Here is a 25,746-nt window from a genome sequence, read left to right as displayed (position 1 = left end):
CACTTCGGCCCCGACGGCAACTATCTACCACTCTATGCCAAGAACTTCTTCCGCCACGACCGCGAAACACCCTGGGGGACGGCCATCGACTTCCGCCACCCCATGGTGCGCCGATTCTTCATTGAAAATGCGCTGATGTGGATCGACGAATACCGCCTCGACGGGCTGCGGCTGGATGCGGTACATGCCATTGGCGAGCGCGACTTTCTCATCGAACTGGCCGAGACGCTGCAAAGCCACCTCGATTCCCAGCGCCACCTCCACCTGGTGCTGGAGAACGAGCACAACGATGCCCAACTGCTTGGCCCCGGCCGCTTCACCGCGCAGTGGAACGACGATTGGCACAACGTGATGCACGTACTGCTGACCGGAGAGCGAGAAGGCTATTACAGCGATTTCACCGAAGAGTCGACCCACAAGCTGGTGCGCTGCCTCAGCGAAGGCTTCATTTACCAAGGCGAGACCACCCGCAGCGGTACACCACGCGGTACCCCTAGCGGCCACCTGCCACCCCAGGCCTTCGTGGCCTTCCTGCAGAATCACGATCAGGTGGGAAATCGCGCCCTGGGGGAGCGCCTGAGCCAGCTCGTCGAACCCCGGGCGCTCGAGGCCGCCACACTGCTACTGCTGCTCTCGCCCATGGTGCCGCTGCTCTTCATGGGCGAGGAGTGGGCCAGCCGGCAGCCTTTCCTGTTCTTCACCGACCATGGCGCCGAACTCGCCGAAGCCGTGCGCGAGGGACGTCGCGCCGAGTTCGCCGCGTTCAGCGCCTTCAGCGATCCAGCCAGCCGAGAGGCCATCCCCGATCCCAACGACACCGCCACCTTCGAGGCCTCTCGGCCCGACCTGGAGGCTCGCGACACACCACTTCATGCCGACTGGTTGGGCTTCGTTCGTCAGCTTCTGAAGATTCGCCATGCCGAGGTCGTGCCACGGCTGGACGGCGCCAGGCCGCTGGGCGCCGAAGCGCTGGGAGAATCTGCCTTCGTTGCCCGCTGGCTGATGAACGATGACACCCAGCTGGTCATAGCCGTGAATCTGAGCGAACAGCCGGTCGCCACCTGCGCCTTCGGCATCGGAAGGTGCCTGTACGAGACCCGCGACGGCGTTGCGGTTGCCACCGAGAGCGGCAACCTGCCAGCCTGCTGCGCCGCCGCCTGGCTGAGACCGGGACCCGGGGACGAGGAGCTTAGCGCATGAGCGAAGAACGATTGGACGCGCTGGCCGACGCCGCCGGCCTGATCAGTGAATGGGAGGACAGCGAGGGCAATCTCTGTCGGCTCGACCCTGCCACTCGTCGCGAGCTGCTGTCACGCCTAGGCTATCCGGCCGAGAGCGACAGTGAGATCGCTGCCAGCCTGGAGCGCCTGCGCGGCCCTGCGTCACCGTCAGAGTGGCCGCCATTGATCACCGCCGAACAAGGACAGAGTACCCCCCTGCCGTCGCCGCTGCCGCCAGGAACTCGTTACGTACTGACGCTGGAAGAGGGCAAACGACACGAAGGCGCGCTGGACGCTCAGGGCGCGCTGCCGGGCGTTGCCACCAGCGGCTACCATCGTCTGAGCATCGCAGAAGTCGACATTACCCTGGCCGTAGCGCCAGCACGCTGTTTCACCGTCGCCGACGCCTGCGGCAGCGAGACACCGCAGCTGTGGGGTCTGACCGCCCAGCTCTATGCCCTGCGCCGTCTAGGCGACGACGGCATCGGCGACACCCTGGCGCTGGAGCGGCTGGTTCGACATGCCGCCGAAGCCGGCGCAGCGGCCGTGGCCATCAGCCCCGTGCACGCCATGTTCAGTGCCGATGTGACGCGCTTCAGCCCCTACGCGCCCTCCAGCCGCCTGCTCTACAACGTCCTGCACGCGGCGCCGGAAACCCTGCTCGGCGAAGAGGCAGTCAAGCACGCCAAGGAGATAAGCGGTGTCAGTGGCGACCTGCCGCGGCTCGAAGCTGATCCCCTGCTCGACTGGCCTGCCACGGCCAGCGCCAAGCTGACCTGGCTACGCGCCCTATGGGACGACCTCATGCAGCGTGAGGACGCACAGGCGCATAGCATCCGCCAGGCCCTGTCGGCGTTTCGCGAAGACGGCGGCTCGACGCTCGAACTTCACTGCCGCTTCGAGGCACTGCAGCAGCGGCTCGGCATACTCGACTGGCGACAATGGCCTCAGGAATTGCGTGACCCGGCAGGCCAGGAAGTGGTTCGCTTCGCCGAGGTGGATTCTCGCGACGTCGAGTATCACGCTTTCCTGCAGTGGCTGGTCAGCGAAGGGCTTGCCCACGCTCAGGCGTCGGCCCGAGAAGCCGGTATGCCCATTGGCTTGATGTCCGACCTCGCGGTAGGCGCCGATGCGGCCGGCAGTCAGGCCTGGAGCCGCCAGGAGGAGATGCTAGAGGGGCTTTCGATCGGCGCACCACCGGACACCTTCAATGTGCACGGCCAGGACTGGGGGCTCGCCCCCTTCTCGCCCCAAGGGCTGGTGCGATCGGGCTTTCGCAGCTTCATCGACATGCTGCGAGCCGGCTTCGCCCATGCCGGTGGGCTACGCATCGACCATGTGCTGGGTCTCATGCGCCTGTGGCTGATACCGCATGGCAATGCGCCCAACGAAGGCGGTTACGTGCGCTACCCGCTCGACGATCTGTTGCGGCTGGTCGCACTGGAATCATGGCGCCATCGCGCCATCGTCATCGGTGAGGACCTGGGCACCGTAGCGCCCGGCTTCCATCGGCAGCTGGCGCGGCGCGGCGTTCTCGGCATACGTGTGCTGTGGTTCGAGCGCGACGACGAGGGCAGCTTCCTGGCCCCTGCGCAGTGGTCGAAGGATGCCGTTGCCACCAGCACGACCCATGACCTGCCCACACTGGCAGGCTGGTGGGCGGGGCGCGACATCGAATGGCGCAGCCACCTCGGCCTGCTTGGGGAAGGTCAGGACGCCGAAAGCGAGCACGCCGAACGCCGGGTTGCGCGTGCCCGCCTGGCCGACGCTCTCGGCCTGACCGACCCGCAGCAACCTCCCGAGGTATTGGAAGCCACCGAACTGCCGGCCTCGCAGGTACTGGACGCCTGCATCCGGCACCTGGGCCTGACACCCGCTCCTCTCGTGCTGCTACCGGTGGAAGATGCTCTGGGCCTGGAGGAGCAGGCCAACCTGCCGGGTACCATCAAAGAGCATCCCAACTGGCGGCGACGCCTGCCCGATGCCAGCGCGCGGCTGTTCGCCTCCACCGAAGTAAGACACCGCATGGAGCAGCTGGCCAAGGCCCGCCAGGAAGCGCATGGCGCACAGGAGGGCAGCACCGATGAGTGACATCCTTGCCACCGTGCGCCTGCAGTTCCATCGCGGCTTCACCTTGGACGATGCCTGCGAGTGCGTCGACTACTACGCCCGGCTCGGTATCAGCCATGTCTATGCCTCACCGCTGCAGATGTCGCGCAGCGGCTCACCCCACGGCTACGACGGCATCGATCCTACCCGTATCGACCCCGAGCTCGGCGGTGAAGAGGCACTGGAGCGGCTGGTCTATCGCCTGCGCTCCCACGCCATGGGCCTGATCCTCGATATCGTTCCCAACCATGTGGCCGTGGGCGGCTCGCAGAACCCTTGGTGGCAGGACGTGCTGGCATGGGGGCAGCAAAGCCCTTTCGCCGGTTTCTTCGATATCGACTGGCACGTCCCCGACCCCACCCTGGCCGGCAAGCTGCTGCTACCCTTCCTTGGTGGCCCCTATGCCGATGCGCTGCAAGGGGGTGAGCTGGCGTTGCGCCACGAGGCCGAAACGACACGCTTCCAGATCGTCTATCACGAACACCGCTTCCCCATCGACCCTCGCCGCTATGGCGACATCCTGCGCCTGGCCGAGCATGAGACGTTATGGGACCTGGCGCCGCGTTTCGACGCCCTGCGCCAGCGCGACGACGCCTATACCGCCGTGACCGAATGCCGCGATGCCCTGCGCCAGGCCCTTTCGGACCGTACCGCCAGCCAGGCACTGGAGCACGCCCTCAGCCTCTTCGACGGCAGCACGCGCGGCGGCGCCATTCGGCTGCACGACCTGCTTGAGCAACAGCACTATCGATTGACCTGGTGGCGCAGCGGAGCCGACGAAATCAACTGGCGACGCTTCTTCGACATTACCGAGCTCGGTGGGCTGCGCATCGAGCAGCCCGAGGTGTTCGAGGCCGTCCATGCGCTGCCGCTGCGCCTGGTGGAGCAGGGTTGGGTCGACGGCCTGCGCATCGACCATATCGACGGTCTGGCCGACCCGCGCGGCTACTGTCGTCGGCTGCGTACCCGCCTGGATGAGGTCCAGCAGCGGCGCCCACCGGACGCGGTGCGCCACGTGCCGATCTTCGTCGAGAAGATCCTGGCCGCCGAGGAGACGCTGCATCGCGACTGGGGAGTCGACGGCACCACCGGCTACGAGGTGATGAACGCGATTTCCGCCCTGCAGCACGATCCAGCCGGCGCCGAGCCGCTGCGTAAGCTCTGGCAAGATGTCACCCACCGCAGCGCCGATTTCCTCTTCGAGGCTCGCCTGGCTCGTCGCGAGGTGCTCGCCAGCCTGCTGGCCAGCGAGTTCGAGGCGTGCGCCCGCGCCCTGCACACCGTGGCCCGCCACGCGTTGGCGACTCGGGATATCACCCTGGCGGCGGTGCGTCGGTCGCTTGAAGCACTGATCGTGCACTTCCCGGTCTACCGGACCTATGCCGATGACGGTGGCCGCCCGGAACTCGACGCGCCCTTTTTCGACGAGGCCATGGCTGGCGCCCGGGGTGAACTGAGCCCGCCCGATACCGGAGTGCTGGAGTGGCTGGAGCGCTGGCTGGGCGGCGAGGCACCCTGCGATGTCGAAGAAGCCGAGGAGCGCTGGCTGCGCCAGCGGGCCATCGTTCGCTTTCAGCAGCTCACCTCGCCGGTAGCCGCCAAGGCCGTGGAAGATACCGCCGGCTATCGCAGCGCGGCGCTGATTTCGCGAAACGACGTCGGCTTCGACGGCGAGCACTTCAGCCACACGCCACGCCAGTTTCACGACGCCAACGTCGGGCGAAGCCGCCACTTCCCGCACGGCCTCGTTGCTACCGCCACCCATGACCACAAGCGTGGCGAGGACGTACGGGCGCGGCTGGCTGCATTGAGCGAGAACGCCAGTGGCTTGGCCAGCCGAATCGCTCACTGGCGCGAGCTCGCCGGCCCACTGCGCCAGATGCAGGCGGCGGGGCCCGCCCCCAGCCCCGGCGACGAGCTGATTCTCTATCAAATCCTGCTCGGTGCCTGGCCGCCGACCCTCCAGAGCCTCGATGAGGACGGCATGCGTACGTTTGCCGAGCGAGTGGCCCAATGGCAGCAGAAGGCACTGCGCGAAGCCAAACTGCGCACCCACTGGCTGTGGCCCGACGAGGCCTACGAGTCCGCCTGCCGCGATTACCTGATGGGTGTCCTGACCACGCCCGAGCTGTGCCGCGAGATCGGGGCGGCAGCCCGCGAACTCGATCTGCCGGGGGCACTCAACGGCCTGGTCCAGACGACACTACGCCTAACCGTACCCGGCGTGCCGGATCTTTACCAAGGCTGCGAATTCTGGGACTACAGCCTGGTCGATCCCGACAACCGGCGCCCTGTCGACCACGCCGCGCGTCGGCACTCACTCGAAGCCGACCAGGAGCTCGCTGCAGCGCTGGCGGATTGGCAAGACGGTACTGTCAAACAGACCCTGATCGCCCGCTTGCTGGGCCTGCGCCATCAGCGGTGCGAGCTTTTCCTGCATGGGGATTACCACCCCCTGGCGGTCGAGGGCGAACAGGGCGACAGGCTAGTCGCCTTCTTGCGTAGCCACGCTGACCAGCAGCTGATGGTCGTCGTACCGCGTCTGACCGCACGCTTCCTGCTCGGTGCCGATCGTCCCCACGTGGCGCCATCACTGTGGAACAACACCGCCATCCGTCTCCCCACGGAAGCAATGGGCGTTTGGCAAAACGCGCTGACCGGTACCATCCTGAACGTATTGGAATCGCCTGTTGCCGCCGGTGAGCTGATGAACGATTTTTCCGTCGGCATCTATCTACGTTACCCGCAAGGGCAAAGGCAAATGGAGAGCTAGGATGGCTGACGAAGAGCGCATACGAAATCTCGCCTACGAAATATGGGAATCGGAAGGCCGCCCCGAAGGCCAACAACAGCGTCATTGGGACATGGCGCTGAAAATCGTCGCTGCTGAACAGGCAGCTGGCATGGATGCCGAACTCGAGGAGCTGGGCGAACCGGTAGAAGAGCCCCCTATCTTCGAGGACGATCTGCCGCTGGAGGACGACGAGGTAGGCATCCAGGAGAACCGGCTACCGCTGGACCCACCCGATGGCAAAGTCGACTTCGACGAGCTTCCCTATCGTGACGACCGTGACGTGGCCCAGGAGGTGCCGGTACAGGACCGTGGCAGCCCTGGGTCCAAGACAACGGACAGCGTACCCACCGCCGCATCGCGCAGCCCGCTACCGGCCGAAGAGGCCACGAGCAGCGGCGCTCAGAATCAGGACATCGCCAATCGCGGCGGGCCGGACTCCGCGCCGAGCTCACCGAACCCCGGGCCTGGCCCGATGGAGCCGCTGCCAGCGGAGTCGGCAACGGCCAAGCGAAAACGCAAGCCGCGCCGCGCCGACGATGGCCTGAGTCAGCCCGACGGCACCGACACCTCCCAGGTACCGGGAAAGACCGCCAAGTCCGCCGGCAGCAAGCGCAGCGCCAAGGCAGGCGACAGCGGCAAAGCGGCCAAAACGTCGTCCACCACCAAGGCGAGGAAATCACCGAGCCGCAAGAAGCCCAAGGAATGAACGACACCTGGTAAGACGCCCACCGCTTCATGGATGAAAACGATGAATACGAGGCAAGAGTCGCAAGAGCAGGAACCCAGCGTGGCGGTCGATGAGCAGCCCGGCGTCATACGACGCTCACGCGTGCGCGAAGGATTGCCCTTTCCACTGGGTGCGACCTGGGACGGCCTGGGCGTCAACTTCGCGCTTTTCTCGGCACATGCCACCCGGGTCGAACTTTGCCTGTTCGACGAAACCGGCTCTCAGGAAGTGGAACGAATCGAGCTGCCGGAATATACCGATGAGGTGTGGCATGGCTACTTGCCCGACGCTCGACCCGGCCAGCTCTATGGCTACCGCGTCCACGGCCCTTACCACCCCGAAGCCGGGCACCGCTTCAACCCTCACAAGCTGCTGCTGGACCCCTATGCCAAGCAGCTCGTAGGCGAGCTTGTGTGGGATGAAGCCTTGTTCGGCTACACCATCGGCCACCCCGATGGCGACCTGAGTTTCGATACCCGAGACAGCGCCCCCTTCATGCCGCGCTGTCGGGTAATCGATCCAGCCTTCACCTGGGGCCGCTCCCCCAGCGTTCACACGCCGTGGGAGCGTACGGTCATCTACGAGACCCATGTGCGTGGCTATACCATGCGACACCCGGCGGTGCCCGACGCGCTGCGCGGCACCTTCTCCGGGATGATGGTCAACGAAGTGGTCGACTATATCCGCTCGCTCGGCGTGTCATCCGTGGAGCTGCTGCCGATCCACGCCTTCCTCGACGACCAGCATCTGCTCGAGCAGGGGCGACGCAACTACTGGGGCTACAACACCCTGGGCTTCTTCGCGCCTCATTCGCGCTATCTCTCGGGTGAGAGCATCAGCGAATTCAAGCAGATGGTCGCCTGCTACCACGCCGCCAATCTCGAGGTGATTCTCGACGTGGTCTACAACCACACCGCCGAGGGCAATCACCTTGGACCGACGCTGTCGCTCAAGGGCATCGACAACGCCTCCTACTACCGTCTACTTCACGACGACCAGCGCTACTATATCGACGACACCGGTACCGGCAATACGCTCAATCTGAGTCATTCGCGGGTGCTGCAGATGGTCACCGACTCGCTGCGCTACTGGGCTACCGAGATGCGCATCGATGGCTTTCGCTTCGACCTGGCGACGATCCTCGGTCGCGAGCCGCACGGCTTCGACGAGGGCGGCGGCTTTCTCGATTCGTGCCGACAAGATCCGGTACTGAGCCAGGTGAAGCTGATCGCCGAACCTTGGGACTGCGGCCCCGGAGGCTATCAAGTGGGTGGCTTCCCGCCCGGCTGGGCGGAGTGGAACGATAAATTCCGCGACACCAGCCGAGCCTTCTGGCGCGGCGACGAGGGGCAGCTGGCGGAGTTCGCCTCACGGCTGATGGGCTCGGCCGATCTGTTCGACCGCCGTGGTCGTCGCCCCTTCGCCTCGGTCAACTTCGTCACCGCCCATGACGGTTTCACGCTGCACGATCTGGTGGCCTACGACGACAAGCACAACGAGGCCAACGGTGAAGACAACCAGGACGGCCACGACCATAACCTGTCGTGGAATCACGGCGAAGAGGGCCCCACCGAGAATCCCGACATTCGCTCGCTGCGGCTGCGCCAGATACGCAACTTGCTCGCCACCGTGCTGCTTTCTCAGGGTACACCGATGCTGCTCGCCGGTGACGAGCTGCTGCGCACCCAGGGCGGCAACAACAACGCTTACTGTCAGGACAACGAGATCAGCTGGCTCGACTGGAATCTGACGGGCGACGCTCACGATCTGATCGAGTACCTACGCCGGCTCATCGAGCTGCGCATGCGCTATCCCATCTTGCGTCGCGGCCGCTTCCTCTCCGGGGAGTACAACGAGGAAATGGGACTCAAGGAGGTGACCTGGGTTGCCCCCGACGGCAGCGAAATGGATGTGGGACGCTGGGAAGACCCCGAGGCACGCAGCCTCGGCCTGCTCCTGGATGGCCGCGCACGACCCTCCGGAATTCGGCGAGCGGGCGACGACCGTTCGCTGCTGATCCTGCTCAATGCTCATGCCGAGCCGATCACCTTTCAACTGCCTGAAGTACCACGGGGCAAAGGCTGGGTGTGCCGACTCGATACCAGCCGGCTCCAGGAACCCGAGCCTACTCTATGCCATTTTCAAGCCACCCAGACGGTAGAGAGCCATTCGCTGTTGCTGTTCGAGCTGCAGCAGAGCAGCCCTAGGGACGTCGATACGCAATCTTGAAGCCGCCACGTCCCGAGCGGTGGCAGGAAGAACGAGAGACAAGGAGTCCGTTATGAGTTCACCTGCGTTGACAGTTCCAGGGGTCGATCAGCAGCAAGAGCCTTTTCCGAGCGATGTCTCGGCCGCTGCCCAGGCCCCTCGTATCGCCATCGAGGACGTGCATCCATCGCTTGATCACGGTCGTTTCGCCGCCAAAGCCATCGTCGACGAACCTGTCATCGTCAAGGCGACGATATTCGCCGATGGTCACGACGTTCTGGCCGCCGCCATTTGCTGGCACGACGATCAAGGGGCGCAAAAGCGGGAACCCATGCAGGCAGTCCTCCCCCCCGGACGCGATATCTACCAAGGGTGCTTCACGCCTTCCAGGGTGGGAAGGCACGGTTTTTACATCGAGGCCTGGTGGGACATCTACGGCACTTATCACAGCGAGCTCTCCAAGAAATATCGGGCGGGCGTGCCGGTCGGCCTCGAGCTCGAAGAGGGACGGCTGTTAGTCACTCAGGCCATGGAGCGCAGCGAAGGTGAGCTGAGAGAAGCGCTGGCCGCCCTGCATGAACACTATCAGCAGCTCGAGCTCGATGCCGAGCGAGTTGCGCTGCTGTTGGACAACAGCACGGTGAAGCTGATGGAGGCCGCGGATGCACGCCCGCACCTGGTCCGCAGCGACGCTTGCTACGGCCTCGAAGTAGAGCGCCTCAGGGCGCGTTACTCGAGCTGGTACGAGCTGTTCCCGCGCTCGGAAACCGACAGTCCGCATCGCCACGGCACCTTCCGTGACGTGCATGCACGCCTCCCCCTGATTCGCGACATGGGTTTCGATGTTCTCTATTTCCCGCCTATTCATCCCATCGGTCGCACACATCGCAAGGGACCCAACAACTCACTTGAAGCAGGGCCGGACGACCCCGGCAGTCCTTACGCCATCGGTAGCGAGGAGGGTGGTCATGAAGCGATACATCCGGAGCTTGGCACACGAGACGATTTCCGCGATCTGGTACGCGCTGCAGCCGATCATGGCTTGGAAATCGCGCTGGACTTCGCCATCCAGTGCTCGCCCGACCACCCCTGGCTCGACAAACATCCCGGTTGGTTCTCATGGCGCCCCGATGGGTCTATCCGCTACGCAGAGAATCCGCCCAAGAAGTATCAGGACATCGTCAACGTCGATTTTTATGCCGCGGACGCGATCCCTTCGCTCTGGATCGAGCTACGCGACATCGTTCAGGGCTGGGTCGACGAAGGCGTAAAGATCTTCCGCGTCGACAACCCCCATACCAAGCCGCTGCCTTTCTGGGAGTGGCTGATCGCCGATATTCGAGGTCGCGACCCAGCGGTGATCTTTCTTGCCGAGGCCTTCACGCGGCCGGCGATGATGCTGCGACTCGGCAAGCTGGGCTTCAACCAGAGCTATACCTATTTCACCTGGCGCCATACCAAACAGGAGCTGACCGAGTACTTCACCCAGCTCAACGAATCACCGCTGCGCGAAGGCTACCGCCCCAATTTCTTCGTCAACACACCCGACATCAACCCCTACTTCCTGCAGTCTTCGGGAAGGCCCGGCTTCCTGCAACGAGCGGCCCTGGCGGCTCTCGGGGCCGGTTCCTGGGGGGTGTATTCCGGCTTCGAGCTGTGCGAGGGCGAACCGGTGCCGGGCAAGGAGGAGTATCTCGATTCGGAGAAGTACGAGATTCGGCCGCGTATCTATACCGCCCCCGGCAACATCACCTATGAGATAGCGCAGCTCAACCGCATTCGGCGGGAGAACCCGGCGCTGCAGACCCACCTGGGCCTGTCCTTCTATACGGTGCACAACGAGAGGATTCTCCTTTTCGGCAAGCGTACCGAAGCACAAGACAACTTCATCCTCGCCGCGATCAACCTCGATCCGTTCGAGGCTCAGGAGGGGGTGTTCGAATTACCGCTGTGGGAGTTCGGGTTGCCCGACGACGCCGCCCTGCAGGGGGAGGACCTGATGAATGGGCAACGCTGGACCTGGCACGGCAAGTGGCAATCGCTACGACTCGAACCGTGGCATATGCCATTCGCCATTTGGCGCATCCGCCCGGTTCACTAGCAAAGTGGTTCGTACCTAACCCGCAAGGAGGGCAAGGCCATGATGGATGCCAGCAGCGATTCCCACGCCGTCGAGACCCTCGATTTCCTCGACGACCCCCTCTGGTACAAGGACGCCGTGATCTATCAGGTGCACGTCAAGTCCTTCTTCGACGCCAACGACGACGGTATCGGCGATTTCAAGGGGCTGATCGAAAAGCTCGATTACATCGTCAGTCTCGGTGTGAATACCATTTGGGTACTGCCGTTCTACCCTTCGCCACGACGCGACGATGGCTACGACATCGCCGAATACACCAGCGTCAGTCCGGACTACGGCACCATGGAGGATGCCCGACGCTTCATCGACGAGGCACATCGTCGGGGATTGCGGGTGCTCACGGAGCTGGTCATCAACCATACGTCCGACCAGCATGAATGGTTCCAGCGCGCTCGGCGATCGCCGCCCGGCTCGCCGGAGCGAGACTTCTACGTTTGGTCCGACACTGACCTCAAGTATCCCGGCACCCGTATCATCTTTCTCGACACCGAAGTATCCAATTGGACATGGGATCCGGTAGCTGGCGCCTATTATTGGCATCGTTTCTATTCTCACCAGCCCGATCTCAATTTCGATAACCCGCAGGTGCTGGACGAAATCATCGAGGTCATGGAGTACTGGCTCGACATGGGCGTCGACGGCCTGCGCCTGGATGCCATTCCTTACCTGGTCGAGCGCGAAGGCACCAACAACGAGAATCTTCCCGAGACCCACGAGGTACTCAAGAAGATTCGCGCGGTAATCGACGATCGTTACCCTGACCGCATGCTGCTCGCCGAGGCCAACCAGTGGCCCGAGGACACCCGCCCCTACTTCGGCGACGGCGACGAGTGTCATATGGCGTTCCATTTCCCATTGATGCCGCGCATGTACATGGCCCTCGCCCAGGAAGACCGCTTCCCGATCACCGACATACTGCGACAGACCCCTGAGATACCGGCCAATTGCCAATGGGCCATCTTCCTGCGCAATCACGATGAGCTGACGCTGGAGATGGTCACCGACAAGGAGCGCGACTACCTGTGGAACCATTACGCCGCCGATCGCCGGGCTCGCATCAACCTCGGGATACGCCGACGCCTGGTGCCGCTGCTCGAGCGCGACCGTCGTCGTGTCGAGCTGCTCAATAGCCTGCTGCTGTCGATGCCGGGAACTCCGGTGCTCTACTACGGCGACGAGATCGGCATGGGCGACAACATCTACCTCGGCGACCGCGACGGGGTGCGTACCCCCATGCAATGGTCGGTGGATCGCAACGGCGGCTTCTCACGTGCCGACCCGGCAAGCCTCGTGCTGCCGGCGCTCATGGACCCCCTCTACGGCTATCAGGCGGTCAACGTCGAATCCCAGCTGCGCGATCCACATTCGCTGCTGAACACCATGCGTCGCTTGCTTGCGGTGCGCGACCAGCACCGGGCTTTCAGCCGCGGCACCATGCGGCCACTCTACCCGGCCAATCGCCATATCCTCGCCTACCTTCGCGAAATGACACTCGACAATGGCGAGACGGAAACACTGCTGTGCGTCGCCAACATGGCGCGGACCGCCCAGGCGGTGGAAGTCGATCTCTCTGCCTTCGCCGGCCAGGTGCCGGTGGAAATGGTCGGTGGCAGCGCATTTCCGCCGATCGGACGGACGCCGTACCTGCTGACACTGCCTCCTTACGGCTTCTTCTGGTTCCTGCTGGCACCGGAATCCGCCATGCCTGAATGGCACGTGCCGGCCCCCGAGCCCATGCCGGAATATGTCACGCTGATCATCAAGAAACGGCTCGAGGAGATATTCCAAGCCCCGGCGCGCCACTTGCTCGAGCGTGAGACCCTACCTAGCTACCTGCCCAAGCGACGCTGGTTCGCCACCAAGCAGGCCCATATCGACCAGGTGCGCATCCTCTACGTTGCCCGGCTGGAGCACAGCCAGCACGCCATGCTGATCGCCGAGATGGAGGTCCACCATGCCGAGGGCATCGATCTCTACCAGCTACCGCTGGCATTTCTCGGCGAAGAGGAGCAGACCAGTGCCCTGCCTCAGCAGCTCGCCATGGCACGCGTCCGCCGCTTCCACGAAGTGGGGCTGCTGACCGATGCGCTGACACTGGATGCCTTTGCCCTGGCGGTTATCGATGCCATGCGTCAAGGCGTGCAACTGCCTTGCGGCAGCGGGGAGATTCGCTTCGAGACGACGGACTTGCTCACTGCGCTGGAGCTTCCCGACCCCCTCGAAGTGGAGCAGCAGAGCGCGGAGCAATCCAACAGTTCGGTCATCATCGGCCGCCAACTGGTGCTCAAGCTGTTCCGCAGGGTGGCGCCGGGGATTCACCCCGAGGCTGAGATCGGTCGCTTCCTCACCGAGCGCGGTTTCACCCATATCGCTGCCTTGCTTGGCGAGGTAACCCGCTTCGATGAGCAGGGAACGCCTCACACGCTGATGGTGCTGCAGAGCTTCATCGATAACCAGGGCGATGCATGGGCCTGGTTTCGAGCCACGCTCGGGCGTGCGGTTCGCGAGGCCAGGGCCGATCGGGATCAGGGGCACGACAAGGCTTTCGAAGAGCCAGGTTATGGCGCCTGCGAGGAGCTGGAGTCTTTCGCCACCACCCTGGGCAAGCGTTTGGGGGAAATGCATTGCGTATTGGCCTCGCCCAGCGAGGACCCCGCTTTCAGTCCTCAAATTGCTTCGGATACCCATGTCGAACAGTGGAAGCAGCGGGTGCGGGAGCGCGTCGAAGAAGCCCTGACACTACTCGAGCAGCATGCAAAACAGTGTGACGAAGCCGAGCGAGAGATCATCGAAGGAATCATGGCAAGTCGCGACTCGCTCACGACCGCCATCGCTACCATCGCAGGGTTGACCAAAGGCAGTTTGCTGACGCGTATCCACGGCGACCTGCACCTGGGCCAGGTATTGGTCGCGCACCACGATGCCTACATCATCGACTTCGAGGGCGAGCCTGACCGCCCGCTGGAAGAGCGTCGCGTCAAGGACAGCCCGCTGAGAGACGTGGCGGGCATGTTGCGCTCCTTCGACTATGCCTTCGCAAGGGTGGATGAGGTTCTTCCCGGCGGCGAGGGCGAGGAGATGCACGACGACAGCGGTCACGAGGTGGCGGAGCGCTGCCTGCTGAGCGCTCGCCAGGCCTTCCTCAATGCCTATTGGCATGCCACCCAGGCATTGCCGCACGAATGGCAACAAACGGCCGGCCCGGCCGCGGCAGTCGATCTGTTCGTTCTGGAAAAGACCGCCTACGAAATCGCCTACGAAATATCCAATCGTCCCGCCTGGCTGAGCGTGCCGCTGCGTGGCCTGGCGGCACTAGTCGAACAATTGGATGAAGGAGAGCCAAATGTCTGATCTCACCGCCAGGCTTATACCTGATCCGAGCCTGTGGCTACCCGAGGAGGAAGCGGAGGCCTTGGCGCGTGGCACCCATGGCGATCCGTTTTCGCTGCTCGGCGTCCATGAACACGACGGGGCCACCATACTGAGGGCCTTCTTGCCCGGTGCGTTGGGCGTCGACGTGCTCGACCGCAAGGACGGTAGCTTTCGCTGCTGCCTGACGAGCATGCAGATCCCCGGCCTCTTTGCCGGCCGTCTACCGTATGCAGCTCCCTACACCCTGCACATTCGCTGGCCCAGCGGTGAAGAGAGCACGGAAGACCCCTACAGCTTCGACCTGCTGCTCGGCGAAATGGACCTTTACCTGATCGGCGAGGGTACGCATCGCCATCTGGGCGACTGCCTGGGCGCTCAGCACATGGCGGTGGAGGGCGTCACGGGCGTTCGTTTCGCCGTGTGGGCTCCCAATGCCCGGCGCGTCTCGGTGGTAGGCAATTTCAACGGCTGGGATGGGCGCCGCCATGTCATGCGTCTGCGCCATCCTGCAGGCGTCTGGGAGCTGTTCATTCCACGCATTGGCCCCGGTGAGTCCTACCAATACGAGATCCTCGATGCCCATGGAGCACTGGGCCTGCGGGCCGACCCGGTCGCTCTAGCCACTGAGACGCCACCCAGCACTGCCTCCGTCGTGGCCGATGCCACGCCTTACCAATGGCACGATGAGGCCTGGCTCGCACAACGCGGCAAGGCGCATGCGCCGAACCGGCCAATCAGTATTTATGAGGTTCACGCTTCCTCTTGGCGGAAGCATGGCGGCGACCATGGCGAACTCTATAGCTGGCGCGAACTGGCCGAACACCTGATTCCCTACGTGCGGGAAATGGGCTTCACCCACGTGGAACTGCTGCCCATCATGGAACACCCGTTCGGCGGGTCCTGGGGCTACCAGCCGCTAAGCCAGTTCGCCCCCAGCGGTCGCTTCGGCACACCTGCCGACTTCGCTCATTTCGTCGATGAGTGTCATCAGGCAGGACTCGGCGTGGTGCTCGACTGGGTGCCGGCCCACTTCCCCACCGACCCCCACGGCCTGGCGCGCTTCGACGGCACAGCGCTGTACGAGTACGAGCATCCCTTCGAGGGCTTCCATCAGGATTGGGACACCTTCATCTATAACTGGGGAAGGCGTGAGGTACACGGCTTTCTGCTGGCCTCGGCATTGCACTGGCTGCGCCACTTTCATGTCGATGCGCTGCGCGTCGATGCCGTCGCCTCGATGCTTTATCGCAACTACTCGCGCAACGAGGGCGAGTGGATTCCCAACAAGCACGGCGGACATGAAAACCTGGAAGCGATCGACTTCCTGCGCCATCTCAACGATGTGGTCAGCGAGGAAGCTCCCGGCACGCTGGTGATCGCCGAAGAGTCCACCGCCTGGCCCGGCGTTACCCAGCCGACCGCCGAGGGGGGGCTGGGATTCGCCTACAAGTGGAACATGGGCTGGATGCACGACACCCTGAGCTTTATCGGCGAGGAACCCATCCATCGCCGATATCACCATCACCACATGACGTTCCCCATGGTCTACGCTTTTTCGGAGCATTACATGTTGCCGATCTCCCACGACGAGGTCGTGCACGGCAAGGGATCTCTGATCGGCAAGATGCCTGGCGACGAGTGGCAGCAGTTCGCCAACCTGCGCGCCTACCTCGCCACCATGTGGACCCAGCCCGGCAAGAAGCTGTTGTTCATGGGCTGCGAGTTCGGCCAATGGCGCGAGTGGAGCCACGACCGCGAACTCGACTGGTTCCTTCTCAGCCAGCCGCGTCATTCCGGCGTGCGCCAGCTGCTTACCGATCTCAACCACCTCTACATCGAGCACTCTGCCCTGCATGAATGCGATTCCGACCCTAACGGTTTCACCTGGGTGGTAGGCAACGACGATACCAATAGCGTCTTCGCCTGGCTGCGGTGGAGCGCTACGGGAGAACCACTGCTGATCGTCGCCAACATGACGCCGGTTCCGCGCGGTGGCTACCGCTTGGGTGTGCCCCGCCCCGGATTGTGGCAGGAGATTTTCAACAGCGATGCCGAATGCTATGGCGGCTCGAATGTCGGCAATATGGGCCATCTGGAAGCCGAGGACGCTCCACTTCACGGCCAGACCGCCAGCCTATCGATGACGCTACCGCCGCTCGCGGTAGTGATATTGCAACCTGACGAGCCACATTGAGCAGCATCAGCGAACCCGGCCTATTCGATGACCCTGGTTTCCATGAAGAGCACGAGCGGTAGGTCGAGGCTTACCAACAGCGGGTATAGCCACTCAGCCCAGCCGGTCGGCCAGTGCAATCAGATCGGCTACGGTCAGGTCGGGCTCGATGCCCCAGGGATCGAAGGGGGCATCGAGGCTACGCCGGACCCAAGCGGCATGCAGCCCGGCATGGCGCGCGCCGATCACATCGAAGGGGTTGCTGGAGATCAGCCAGGTATCGCCGGGAGCGACCTCCAGGCGGTTACGCAGATGGGCGTAGACGGCGGGGTCGGGCTTGAAGCGCTTGACCTCGTCGACGCTGATCACTGCCTCGAAGTGCGCGAGCATACCGGCCTGGTCGAGCAGGGCGTTCACCGCCTCGTAGGTGCCGTTGGAGAAAGCCACGCAGCGCAGGCCGGCAGCGGCCAGACGCTCCAAAGCGGTGGCCGCCTCGGGAAAGGACGGCAAGCGAGCATAGACGGCCATTAGATGGTCCTTGTCGACATCCGACAGCTGGGTCTGCATGGCTCGGTCGGTGAAATCCAGCGCTTCTCGGGTGCACTGTCCGAAGGGCACATAGGCACCCATCAGGCCACGCCGGAAGCTGTACTCCAACTGTTTGTCACGCCAGCGACGCGAGAACTCGGCGGCAAGTTCCGTGTTGCCGCTCTTGCCTAGCCGTGCCTCAAGCTCGGTGACCACGCCGTGGGTATCGATCAGGGTACCGTAGACATCGAAGGCCAGTACCGTTGCCATGTGCCGCACTCCTCGTTGCGCTTCGTCCTTCTCAGCATGGGGGCAGGGAGTTGGATGCTCAAGGCCTGCCAGGCGAGACGTGGCGGCTCATCGTCCGGCAAGCCGCGACAGAGCGAAGCTGGCGATAGCCGTGTCCTGCACGCCGGTGCCGGTCAGGTCGCAGACCGTGATGTCGGCCTCGGAAGTCCGTAACCGCTCGCCCCGGTCGATCACCCGGCCAAGCTCGAGAACATCGAACGGTGCCTTGCGCTTCTGCTGGGTAAAGACCTTGAGTTCACCATTGTGCTCACTCTGCGCGCGACTATCGCAAACGAAGGCATTGGCTCGGGTCAGCACCGATTCGTCGAGCTCGCGCTTATCGGGACTGTCCGACCCCATGGCCGTAACATGCACGCCTTCCGGCAGATCGTGGGCGAAGAGAAGTGGCTGTCGCGCCGACGTCGCAGTGATGATGATATCGGCTTGGTCGCAGGCAGCATGCACGCTGTCATGCATGCTGACGGTAAAGCCTCGCCTGCGCATGCTATCGGCGTAGTACTCGGCTGCCTCAGAACGGCGAGCCCATACGTCAACGATATCGATGTTGCGCACCAGGCGCAGAGCTTCGACCTGGCGCTGCGCCTGCTCGCCAGCGCCCAGGACCGCTACCCGACGGCTGTCCTCGCGGGCGAGATACTTGGCGGCGATGGCACCCGCCATGGCAGTGCGCACCATGGTCAGATAGCCTTCGTCGAACAGAACCGCCTCGACCTGACCGGTCCTGGCAGAGAACAGCATCATCAGGCCGTTGAGACTCGGCAGGCCATGCTTGGGGTTGTCGAAGGCGCCACTGCTGACCTTGATCGCATAGCGCTCCCAGCCCTTGATGTGAGCGGTCTTGACGTCGACTTCGCTGTTGAACTCCTCCATGACCATCGACATGATCGGCGGTTGCACCGCCTCGCCGCGCCCCAGGGCGATGAAACCCGCCTCCACCTGGCGTAGCGCTTCGTCGTCGATACCGACCACGGCCTCGATCTCGTCTCGTTGATAAAGCCTCATCTCTCCTCCTTGATAGCCAGGCGCACGGGAGCACAGGATATGGGTTACATGTGAGGATTCCGACGGTCCGGCTCCGCGCAACGCAACGATTCGCTGGCACAGGCATTCGCGCGGCGATTCCTTCAACGACCGGCAAGCCGCCGCGCCCGATCCAGTGTCTCAAGCGCCACACCGTTACCGGAGAGCACCAACGCTACCCGTCGACCGCGCACGTCGATGTCATGCTCGACGAGTGCGGCAAGCCCCACTGCAGCGGCTCCCTCCACCAGCAATTTCTCGTGCTCGAGGATGTCGACCATGGCGTGAGCGATGGCCTGCTCCGAAACTTGGTAGTGATCGTCCATCACTTCACTCACCAGGGCCAGAGTACAGCGATTGTCGAGGCCGATACCGCCGCAAAGGGAGTCGGCCAGGCTTTCGACCTCCGCCACCTGCACGGCTCGGCCAGCCTGCAGGCTTTCCCACATGGCGGGTCCACGCGACAGGCTCACTCCCGTGATCGTTGTCGTGGGCCGTATGGCTTTTACCGCCGCACCAATGCCGCCCAAAAGCCCTCCACCGGACAAGGCGATCACGACCCGGTCTAGATCGGGCACTTCCTCCATCAGCTCGAGGCCGATGGTTCCCTGCCCGGCAGCGATCAGCGGGTCGTCGAAGGGCGGGATCAACCTCATGCCGCGCTCATGCACCAGCCGATCGACCTCGAGGAAGGCTTCGTCCTGGCTTTCGCCCACGCGCTTCACCTCGGCGCCCAACGCCTCGATGGCGGCCACCTTGTTGGCCGGCACCAGCCGCGAGAGGCAGATCGTCGCCGGCACCCCGAGGCGGGCTGCGGCAAACGCCACCGCACGCCCATGGTTGCCGGTGGAAGCCGTGGTCACACCGGCGGCCAGGGCATCTCGCCCTTCACGCTCGATCAGTGCGGCGATCATGTTGGTGGCCCCGCGCAGCTTGAAGGCTCCCGTGGGTTGAAGGGTTTCCAGCTTGAGCAGGATCTCGGCATCGAAGCGCCGGGAAAGCATAGCGGAATGAATCAATGGGGTACGCACCGCCTCACCGGCAATGCGCCGGCGCGCCTGGTACACGGAAGCGAGGGAAACACCGTGGTAGGAATATGACATATCGCTGTCGATTCGAAAGCTCGTAGCGTCGGTTAGGGTTTTTCCAGACTAGGAAAGATTGCCGGCCAGAGCCAAGAAAAAGGCCGCGGGGTTGCCCGCGGCCATGCTGTGACACGGCGATTCAGCTGATCGACATGGCGGTCTTGATGGCACCTTCACGGACCAGTTGATCGGTGACCTTGCCCACCGCACGCTCGGTGCGGGCAACGATCTCGTCCACCTCGGCGCGGGTCGCGACCAACGGCGGGGCAAAACCGAGAATGTCGCCCTGAGGCATGGCGCGGGCGATCAGGTTCTCGTCCAGCGCTGCCGCGGCGATACGCGCACCGACCTTGTGGGCGGCATCGAAGTGCTTGCGCTTGACCGGGTCGACGGAGAATTCCAGCGCGGCCAGCATGCCCACACCGCGCACGTTACCGACGATGGGATGCTCGCCGAAGGCGGCCTGCATCTGCTGCTGCAGATAGGCGCCGGTCTCGGCGGCGTTGGCGGTAAGCCCCTCGCGCTCGATGATCGCGAGGTTGGCCAGCGCAGCGGCACACCCAAGGGCGTGACCGGAGTAGGTCCAGCCGTGACCGATGGGGCCATACTCGGCGGTGCCCTGCTCCAGCACGCTCCACACGCGGTCGCCGACGATCACGCCGGAAAGTGGCTGGTAAGCGCTGGTCAGGCCCTTGGCGACGGTAATCAGGTCGGGCTTGATGCCGTAATAGTGGCTGCCGAAGTCGGCCCCGATACGGCCGAAGCCGCATACCACTTCGTCGGCGATCAGCAGCACGTCGTACTTGGCCAGCACCGCCTGAATCGCCTCCCAGTAACCTTCCGGCGGCGGCACGATACCGCCGGTGCCGAGCACCGGTTCGCCGATGAAGGCCGCCACGGTGTCGGGGCCTTCGGCCAGTATCATCTCTTCGAGCTTGGCGGCGCAGAATTGCGAGAACTCACGCTCGCTAATGCCTTGCTGCTCGGCAGCGCGGTGGTAGTAGTGCGGCGCCTCGGTGTGCAGGATACCGGCCAACGGCAGATCGAACTGGTCGTGAAACGCCTTGAGACCGGTCAGCGAGCCGGTGGCCAGGCCCGAGCCGTGGTAACCGCGCTGGCGCGAGATCACCTTTTTCTTCTGCGGGCGACCGAGCACGTTGTTGTAATAGCGCACGATCTTGAGCTGGGTCTCGTTGGCGTCAGAGCCGCCGAGGCCGTAGTAGACCTTGGACATGCCGGGGCCGGCGAGCGCGAGGATTTTCTCGGAGAGCGCGATCTGCGGCTCGTTGGAGTGGCCAACATAGGTGTGGTAGTAGGAGAGCTCCAGCGCCTGCTGATAGATCGCCTCGGCCACCTCGGTGCGGCCGTAGCCGATGTTGACGCAATACAGCCCGGCGAAGCCGTCGATGAACTCGCGGCCGTCCTTGTCGACGATGTGGATGCCCTTGCCACCGGTGATCACCCGGCCCGGCGCGTCGCCGTGGGCGAAGTCGCGCAGGTGGGTGGAGGCGTGGAAGGTGACCTTGCGGTCGCGCTCGATCAGGTCGCGGTGCTGCTGGTTCATTATGTTCTCTCTTTCCTTCGAGTCCCCGCCTCGGCGGGGAAATGTTCGTGTTCGTTCGTTTTAGTCCAGGTCCAACGCCAGGCCGAAGCGCAGCAAGCTCAACTACCAGATACGGAGCCCAGGGCGCCCAGGCAGTAATACTTGGTTTCCAGATACTCATCGATGCCGGTGATGCCGCCCTCGCGGCCCAGGCCCGACTGCTTGACGCCGCCGAAGGGCACCGGCGGGCCGGTCATCTTCACCGAATTGACGCTGATCATGCCGTACTCCAGCGCCCGCAGCAGCTTCCAGATGCGGCGGATGTCATGGGTATAGACGTATGCCGCCAGGCCGTACTCGGTGTCGTTGGCCATGGCGATCACTTCGTCGTCGTCGCGGTAGGCGGTCACGCCGGCCACGGGGGCGAAGTTCTCCTCGCGCCATACCTTCATCTGCGGCGTCACGCCGGTGAGCAGCGTGGGCATGAAGAAGTTCTCTCCCGGCGCGTGGGTCTGGTCGCCGGCCACCAGGGTCGCACCCCGGGAGATGGCGTCATCGACGATGGCCGCCGCCTTGTCCACCGCCTGGCGGTGGATCAACGGCCCCAAGTCGATCTCGCTCTCCATGCCGTTGCCCACGGTCAACGCCGCCATGCGCTCGACGAAGTGCGCGACGAACTCGTCGTGAATAGACTCGTGCACCAGGATGCGGTTGGCCGCCAGGCAGTCCTGCCCTGCCGTCTGGAACTTGGCCGCCACCGCGGCGAAAGCCGCCTCCTTCGGGTCCATGTCGGGGCCCACGATGAAGGGGGCGTTGCCGCCGAGCTCCAGCGACACGCGCTTCACGGTCTGGGCGCTCTGCTCCAGCAGCAGCCGGCCGACGCGCGTGGAACCGGTGAAGGATAGCGCCTTGACGCGCTCTTCGGCACACAGAATTTTCGACACTTCCGCCGGTTCGCCCAGCACCACGTTGAATACCCCCGCCGGAATGCCGGCGCGCTCGGCCAGTTCGGCCAGCGCCAGCGCCGAGAACGGCGTCTCGCCGGCGGGCTTGACCACCACGGTGCAGCCAGCAGCCAGGGCGGCGGCGGCCTTGCGGGTGATCATCGCCAGCGGGAAGTTCCATGGCGTGATCAGCGCGGCGATGCCCACCGGCTCCTTGAGCGTACCCAGGGCGGCATTGGGGATGTGGCTGGGGATGGTCTCGCCGTAAGTGCGCTTGCCCTCTTCGGCGAACCAGCGCACGAAGCTGGCGCCGTACTCCACCTCGCCGCGAGCGTCGGGCAGCGGCTTGCCCTGCTCCAGCGTCATGATGATCGCGAGATCCTCGCGGTGGGCCTGCAGCAGGTCGTGCCAGGCCAGCAGACGCTCGGCGCGCTCGTCGGCGCGCAGCGCCCGCCAGTGAACGAAGGCGGCATCGGCAGCGTCTACCGCTTCGCGGATCTGATGCGCTTCGAGCCAGGGGATATAGCCGATGGGCTCACCGGTGGCGGGATCGAACACGGTCTCTTCACGGCCGCCCTCGCCATGAGTCCACTTGCCGTTGACGTAGGCGTGCTGACGAAACAGACGCGGATCATCAAGCATGGTGGACAGTGTATTGGTCAGCTTCATGTTCATGGGCACCTCCCCTGACACCGACCCCTCGCTCACGGGCCGGCTGTGGCAAAAACGACAGAGCAGCCGGCGGCTGCTCAATGGCTACAGGGTAAGGGCAAACCCGGGGCGGGACTTTTCGTTAACCAGCAGGGCAAGTGCGTTTTTTTTTGTGTTAGCCGACAAAGCTGTGCTTTTTTCCTCGCCGCGGCTCAGGACAGCCGGTCGGGCATGACGTGGGAACTCTTCTGCTTCACCGTCTTGGTCACGATGTAGGTGAAATAGCGCTCGATACCGACCTCTGAGGTGAGCCACGCATCGATCAGCCGCTGGTAGGCATCGACGGAGTCGGCTTCGATCTTGATCAGATAGTCGACCCCGCCCCCCACCGCCACACACTCGGTCACTTCCGGCGTCTCCTGCACCCGGGCCTCGAAGAGGGCGAAGCTCTCGGCATTGTGCTGCTTGAGCTCGATCTGCACCCACACCGGAGTACGTTTGACCAGCGCATCGGGGTTGATACGCGCACTGTACCCCTCGATGATGCCGGCCTTCTCCAGGCGTCGAACCCGCTCCCAGCACGGGCTGACCGAGAGATTGATCGCCTCGGCCAGCTTCGACTTGGTGATGCGACCATCGCGGGTCAGGATCTCGAGAATCTTCAGATCATAGCGATCGAGTTTCATGGCTCTCTCTATGTCAGCCTCAGCCCAGCGAATCCACGACCTCGGCGATCACGGCAATAGTGTCCCCCATGTTGACCAGGGCCGGGAAACGGCGCGCCACCAGGATGCCGTCGCGACTGGCGCGGTACTCCACCGGCGCGGCACCGCTGCGGGTCATGTCGTAGACCCGCGCGATCACCTGCCCCTCGTTCACCGGGTCGCCCAGCGCCAGAGTCAGCTCGAGCAGCCCCGTATGCTCGCTCTGCACGTAACAGCTGGCATCGGGCATGTCGAGATAGACCTGGGGTTCGGCGGGCATCTCCACCTCCCCCTCCAGCAGGCCGAAGTGGATCAGGAAATTGCGCACGCCACGCTCGGTGATGGCCAGGCTTTCAGGGGTCGAAGTGCCACCGCCGCCGAGTTCGGTGGCGACGAACACCTTGCCCTGGCTCTCCACCGCAGTGTCGAAAAGCGCCGCGGCGTCGAGCTCGAACATCATCATGGCGTAAGGAGCGCCGAAGGCCTTGGCACCCTCCAGCGCCTGGCGCTGCTGCTCGGGGTTCTCGAGCACGTGGGAGGCGCCGAAGGGCAGGATGTCCAGGGTGCGGCCACCGGAGTGGAGATCGAGCACCACGTCGCACATCGGCACCATCACCCGGGTGAAGTAGTCGGCGATCTTCGCGGTGACGCTGCCGTCGGGGTCGCCGGGGAAGCTGCGATTGAGGTTGCCGCCATCCATCGGAGACGTGCGTTTGCCGGCCATGGCCGCCGGCAGATTCATCATCGGCACGATGATCACCCGGCCGCGCACGTCTTCGGCGCGCAGGGAGTTCGCCAGCTTCATCAGCGCGGTGATGCCCTCGTATTCGTCACCGTGATTGCCGCCGGTCAAAAGCGCCGTGGGGCCTTCGCCGTTGCCGACCACGGTGACCGGGATCATCACCGCGCCCCAGGCCGACTCATCGGTGGAGATCGGCAGCTTGAGAAAGCCGTGCTGGACGCCGTCGGCGTCGAAGTCCACGGTGGCGCTGATCGGGCTGGGTCGCTTGCTCATCTTGGCTCTCCTTATTTCACGAATAGCTGGCGGGGAAAGTTGGCCAGCGACTCGCAACCGGTCTCGGTGATCAGAATGCTCTCGGTGATCTCCAGTCCCCAGTCGTCCTGCCACAGGCCGGGCATGAAGTGGAAGGTCATGCCCGGTTCGAGGATATTGTCGTCCGAAGGGCGCAGACTCATGGTGCGCTCGCCCCAGTCAGGCGGATAGCTGATGCCGATAGGATAGCCGCAGCGCGCACCGCCGCGGTCGAAGCCGTACTTGTCCATGGCGGCGCCCAGCGCCATGGCGATATCGGCGGTACGGTTGCCGGGGCGGGCCACGGCAAGCCCGCGCTCGATCCCTTCGAGCAGGGCCGATTCGGCGCGAATGAAATCCTGCGGCGGCCGTCCCAGGAACACGGTGCGCGACAGCGGCGCATGGTAGCGCTTGAACACGCCGGCGATCTCGAAGAAGGTGCCCTCCCCTTCGCGGAAGGGGGTGTCGTCCCAGGTCAGATGGGGCGCCGCCGCGTCCTTGCCGGTGGGCAGCATGGGCACGATGGCGGGGTAGTCGCCGCCATGCACCTTGCCGTTCTCGTCCACCCAACCCTCGATACCGACACGGTAGATCTCGGAGACCAGCTTGCTCTTGGGCAGACCGGGTTCGATCACCTCGAGAATGCGCGAATGCATGCCCTCGACGATCTTGCCGGCAACGCGCATGTAGGCGATTTCCTGGGGCGACTTGATCTTGCGGCACCAGTTGACCAATGCATTGGCATCCAGAAACCGTGCGTGAGGCAGCTCGCGCAAGAGGCTCTGGTAGGCCTTGGCCGAAAAGTAATAATTGTCCATCTCCAGGCCCACCACCCCCTGGTGCCAGCCGCGGTCGGGCATGATCGACTGGGCCAGGTAGTCCATGGGGTGCATGTCCGGGTTCTGCACGTAGTAGTCTGGGTAGTAGGTGATATTGTCAGGATCGATCCAACAGGTGCGCAGTGCCCCGTTGGCATCCATACGGCGACCGTACCAGACCGGCTCGCCCTCGAGCCCTACCAGCACGCATTGATGCACATAGAAGGACCAGCCGTCGTAGCCGGTCAGCCAAGCCATGTTGGAGGGATCGCTGATCACCAGCACGTCGATCCCTCGACTGGCCATTTCGGCACGTACCTTCCATAGGCGGCTTGCGTATTCTTCACGAGTGAAGGGCAGGGTTACCT

Annotated in this window: 16 protein-coding genes; 8 read left to right on the top strand and 8 right to left on the bottom strand. The window is 63.9% G+C overall.

Annotated elements, in window-relative coordinates; all coding sequences use genetic code 11:
• The 8 genes from AC2VNO_RS12965 to glgB form a co-directional block, all read left to right on the top strand.
• On the top strand, positions 1-1,200 hold a 1,200-nt coding region (locus tag AC2VNO_RS12965; protein WP_486934501.1), incomplete at its 5' end, for a DUF3459 domain-containing protein.
• Positions 1,197-3,311: a 4-alpha-glucanotransferase gene (malQ, locus tag AC2VNO_RS12960; RefSeq protein ID WP_486934500.1), complete on the top strand. Its 2,115-nt coding sequence runs from the start codon at positions 1,197-1,199 to the stop codon at positions 3,309-3,311. The genes AC2VNO_RS12965 and malQ, both read left to right, overlap by 4 nt.
• Complete coding sequence (gene treY / locus AC2VNO_RS12955) at positions 3,304-6,102, top strand: malto-oligosyltrehalose synthase (RefSeq protein WP_486934499.1); 2,799 nt, start codon at positions 3,304-3,306, stop codon at positions 6,100-6,102. Before malQ ends, treY begins: the two co-directional genes overlap by 8 nt.
• Position 6,103: 1 nt before the next feature.
• Positions 6,104-6,829: a DUF2934 domain-containing protein gene (locus AC2VNO_RS12950; RefSeq protein ID WP_486934498.1), complete on the top strand. Its 726-nt coding sequence runs from the start codon at positions 6,104-6,106 to the stop codon at positions 6,827-6,829.
• A 42-nt stretch (positions 6,830-6,871) separates the two neighbouring features.
• A complete protein-coding gene (glgX, locus tag AC2VNO_RS12945; protein WP_486934497.1) occupies positions 6,872-9,079 on the top strand; it encodes a glycogen debranching protein GlgX in 2,208 nt (735 codons plus the stop codon).
• A gap of 52 nt (positions 9,080-9,131) precedes the next feature.
• Complete coding sequence (locus tag AC2VNO_RS12940) at positions 9,132-11,159, top strand: alpha-1,4-glucan--maltose-1-phosphate maltosyltransferase (RefSeq protein WP_486934496.1); 2,028 nt, start codon at positions 9,132-9,134, stop codon at positions 11,157-11,159.
• Positions 11,160-11,198: 39 nt separating this feature from the next.
• A complete protein-coding gene (gene treS / locus AC2VNO_RS12935; protein ID WP_486934495.1) occupies positions 11,199-14,549 on the top strand; it encodes a maltose alpha-D-glucosyltransferase in 3,351 nt (1,116 codons plus the stop codon).
• Complete coding sequence (gene glgB / locus AC2VNO_RS12930; protein ID WP_486934494.1) at positions 14,542-16,764, top strand: 1,4-alpha-glucan branching protein GlgB; 2,223 nt, start codon at positions 14,542-14,544, stop codon at positions 16,762-16,764. The genes treS and glgB overlap by 8 nt, the downstream gene beginning before the upstream one ends.
• Positions 16,765-16,857: 93 nt before the next feature.
• On the opposite strand, the gene AC2VNO_RS12925 is transcribed toward glgB, so the two are convergent.
• The 8 genes from AC2VNO_RS12925 to doeA all read right to left on the bottom strand — a co-directional run.
• On the bottom strand, positions 16,858-17,541 hold the full coding sequence (locus AC2VNO_RS12925; RefSeq protein WP_486934493.1) for a haloacid dehalogenase type II: 684 nt from the start codon (positions 17,539-17,541) through the stop codon (positions 16,858-16,860).
• Positions 17,542-17,628: 87 nt separating this feature from the next.
• Positions 17,629-18,582: a cyclodeaminase gene (locus AC2VNO_RS12920; RefSeq protein WP_486934492.1), complete on the bottom strand. Its 954-nt coding sequence runs from the start codon at positions 18,580-18,582 to the stop codon at positions 17,629-17,631.
• 122 nt (positions 18,583-18,704) lie between these two features.
• Complete coding sequence (eutB, locus tag AC2VNO_RS12915; protein ID WP_486934491.1) at positions 18,705-19,703, bottom strand: hydroxyectoine utilization dehydratase EutB; 999 nt, start codon at positions 19,701-19,703, stop codon at positions 18,705-18,707.
• A 121-nt stretch (positions 19,704-19,824) separates the two neighbouring features.
• Complete coding sequence (locus AC2VNO_RS12910) at positions 19,825-21,249, bottom strand: aminotransferase (RefSeq protein ID WP_486934490.1); 1,425 nt, start codon at positions 21,247-21,249, stop codon at positions 19,825-19,827.
• A 98-nt stretch (positions 21,250-21,347) separates the two neighbouring features.
• Positions 21,348-22,847: an NAD-dependent succinate-semialdehyde dehydrogenase gene (locus AC2VNO_RS12905; protein ID WP_486934489.1), complete on the bottom strand. Its 1,500-nt coding sequence runs from the start codon at positions 22,845-22,847 to the stop codon at positions 21,348-21,350.
• A gap of 188 nt (positions 22,848-23,035) precedes the next feature.
• Positions 23,036-23,509: an Lrp/AsnC family transcriptional regulator gene (locus AC2VNO_RS12900; protein WP_486934488.1), complete on the bottom strand. Its 474-nt coding sequence runs from the start codon at positions 23,507-23,509 to the stop codon at positions 23,036-23,038.
• 19 nt (positions 23,510-23,528) lie between these two features.
• Positions 23,529-24,542 carry a N(2)-acetyl-L-2,4-diaminobutanoate deacetylase DoeB gene (gene doeB / locus AC2VNO_RS12895; RefSeq protein ID WP_486934487.1) on the bottom strand — a complete coding sequence of 338 codons (1,014 nt, stop codon included), beginning with the start codon at positions 24,540-24,542 and terminating at the stop codon, positions 23,529-23,531.
• An 11-nt stretch (positions 24,543-24,553) separates the two neighbouring features.
• The coding region (doeA, locus tag AC2VNO_RS12890; protein WP_486934486.1) for an ectoine hydrolase DoeA at positions 24,554-25,746 on the bottom strand (1,193 nt) is incomplete at its 5' end.

The sequence above is a fragment of the Halomonas sp. TH-94 genome, from assembly GCF_057473365.1.
Note: the sequence above shows the minus strand (reverse complement) of the source record. Positions and strands in the feature narration are given on the sequence as shown.

Excerpts from the sequence above, each read along its gene's own strand:
- eutB (WP_486934491.1), bottom strand. The coding sequence starts at position 19,703 with ATGTCATATTCCTACCACGGTGTTTCCCTCGCTTCCGTGTACCAGGCG.
- glgX (WP_486934497.1), top strand. The coding sequence starts at position 6,872 with ATGAATACGAGGCAAGAGTCGCAAGAGCAGGAACCCAGCGTGGCGGTC.
- AC2VNO_RS12925 (WP_486934493.1), bottom strand. The coding sequence starts at position 17,541 with ATGGCAACGGTACTGGCCTTCGATGTCTACGGTACCCTGATCGATACC.
- AC2VNO_RS12940 (WP_486934496.1), top strand. The coding sequence starts at position 9,132 with ATGAGTTCACCTGCGTTGACAGTTCCAGGGGTCGATCAGCAGCAAGAG.
- treS (WP_486934495.1), top strand. The coding sequence starts at position 11,199 with ATGATGGATGCCAGCAGCGATTCCCACGCCGTCGAGACCCTCGATTTC.
- AC2VNO_RS12905 (WP_486934489.1), bottom strand. The coding sequence starts at position 22,847 with ATGAACATGAAGCTGACCAATACACTGTCCACCATGCTTGATGATCCG.
- AC2VNO_RS12900 (WP_486934488.1), bottom strand. The coding sequence starts at position 23,509 with ATGAAACTCGATCGCTATGATCTGAAGATTCTCGAGATCCTGACCCGC.
- glgB (WP_486934494.1), top strand. The coding sequence starts at position 14,542 with ATGTCTGATCTCACCGCCAGGCTTATACCTGATCCGAGCCTGTGGCTA.
- AC2VNO_RS12920 (WP_486934492.1), bottom strand. The coding sequence starts at position 18,582 with ATGAGGCTTTATCAACGAGACGAGATCGAGGCCGTGGTCGGTATCGAC.
- AC2VNO_RS12950 (WP_486934498.1), top strand. The coding sequence starts at position 6,104 with ATGGCTGACGAAGAGCGCATACGAAATCTCGCCTACGAAATATGGGAA.
- malQ (WP_486934500.1), top strand. The coding sequence starts at position 1,197 with ATGAGCGAAGAACGATTGGACGCGCTGGCCGACGCCGCCGGCCTGATC.
- treY (WP_486934499.1), top strand. The coding sequence starts at position 3,304 with ATGAGTGACATCCTTGCCACCGTGCGCCTGCAGTTCCATCGCGGCTTC.
- AC2VNO_RS12910 (WP_486934490.1), bottom strand. The coding sequence starts at position 21,249 with ATGAACCAGCAGCACCGCGACCTGATCGAGCGCGACCGCAAGGTCACC.
- doeB (WP_486934487.1), bottom strand. The coding sequence starts at position 24,542 with ATGAGCAAGCGACCCAGCCCGATCAGCGCCACCGTGGACTTCGACGCC.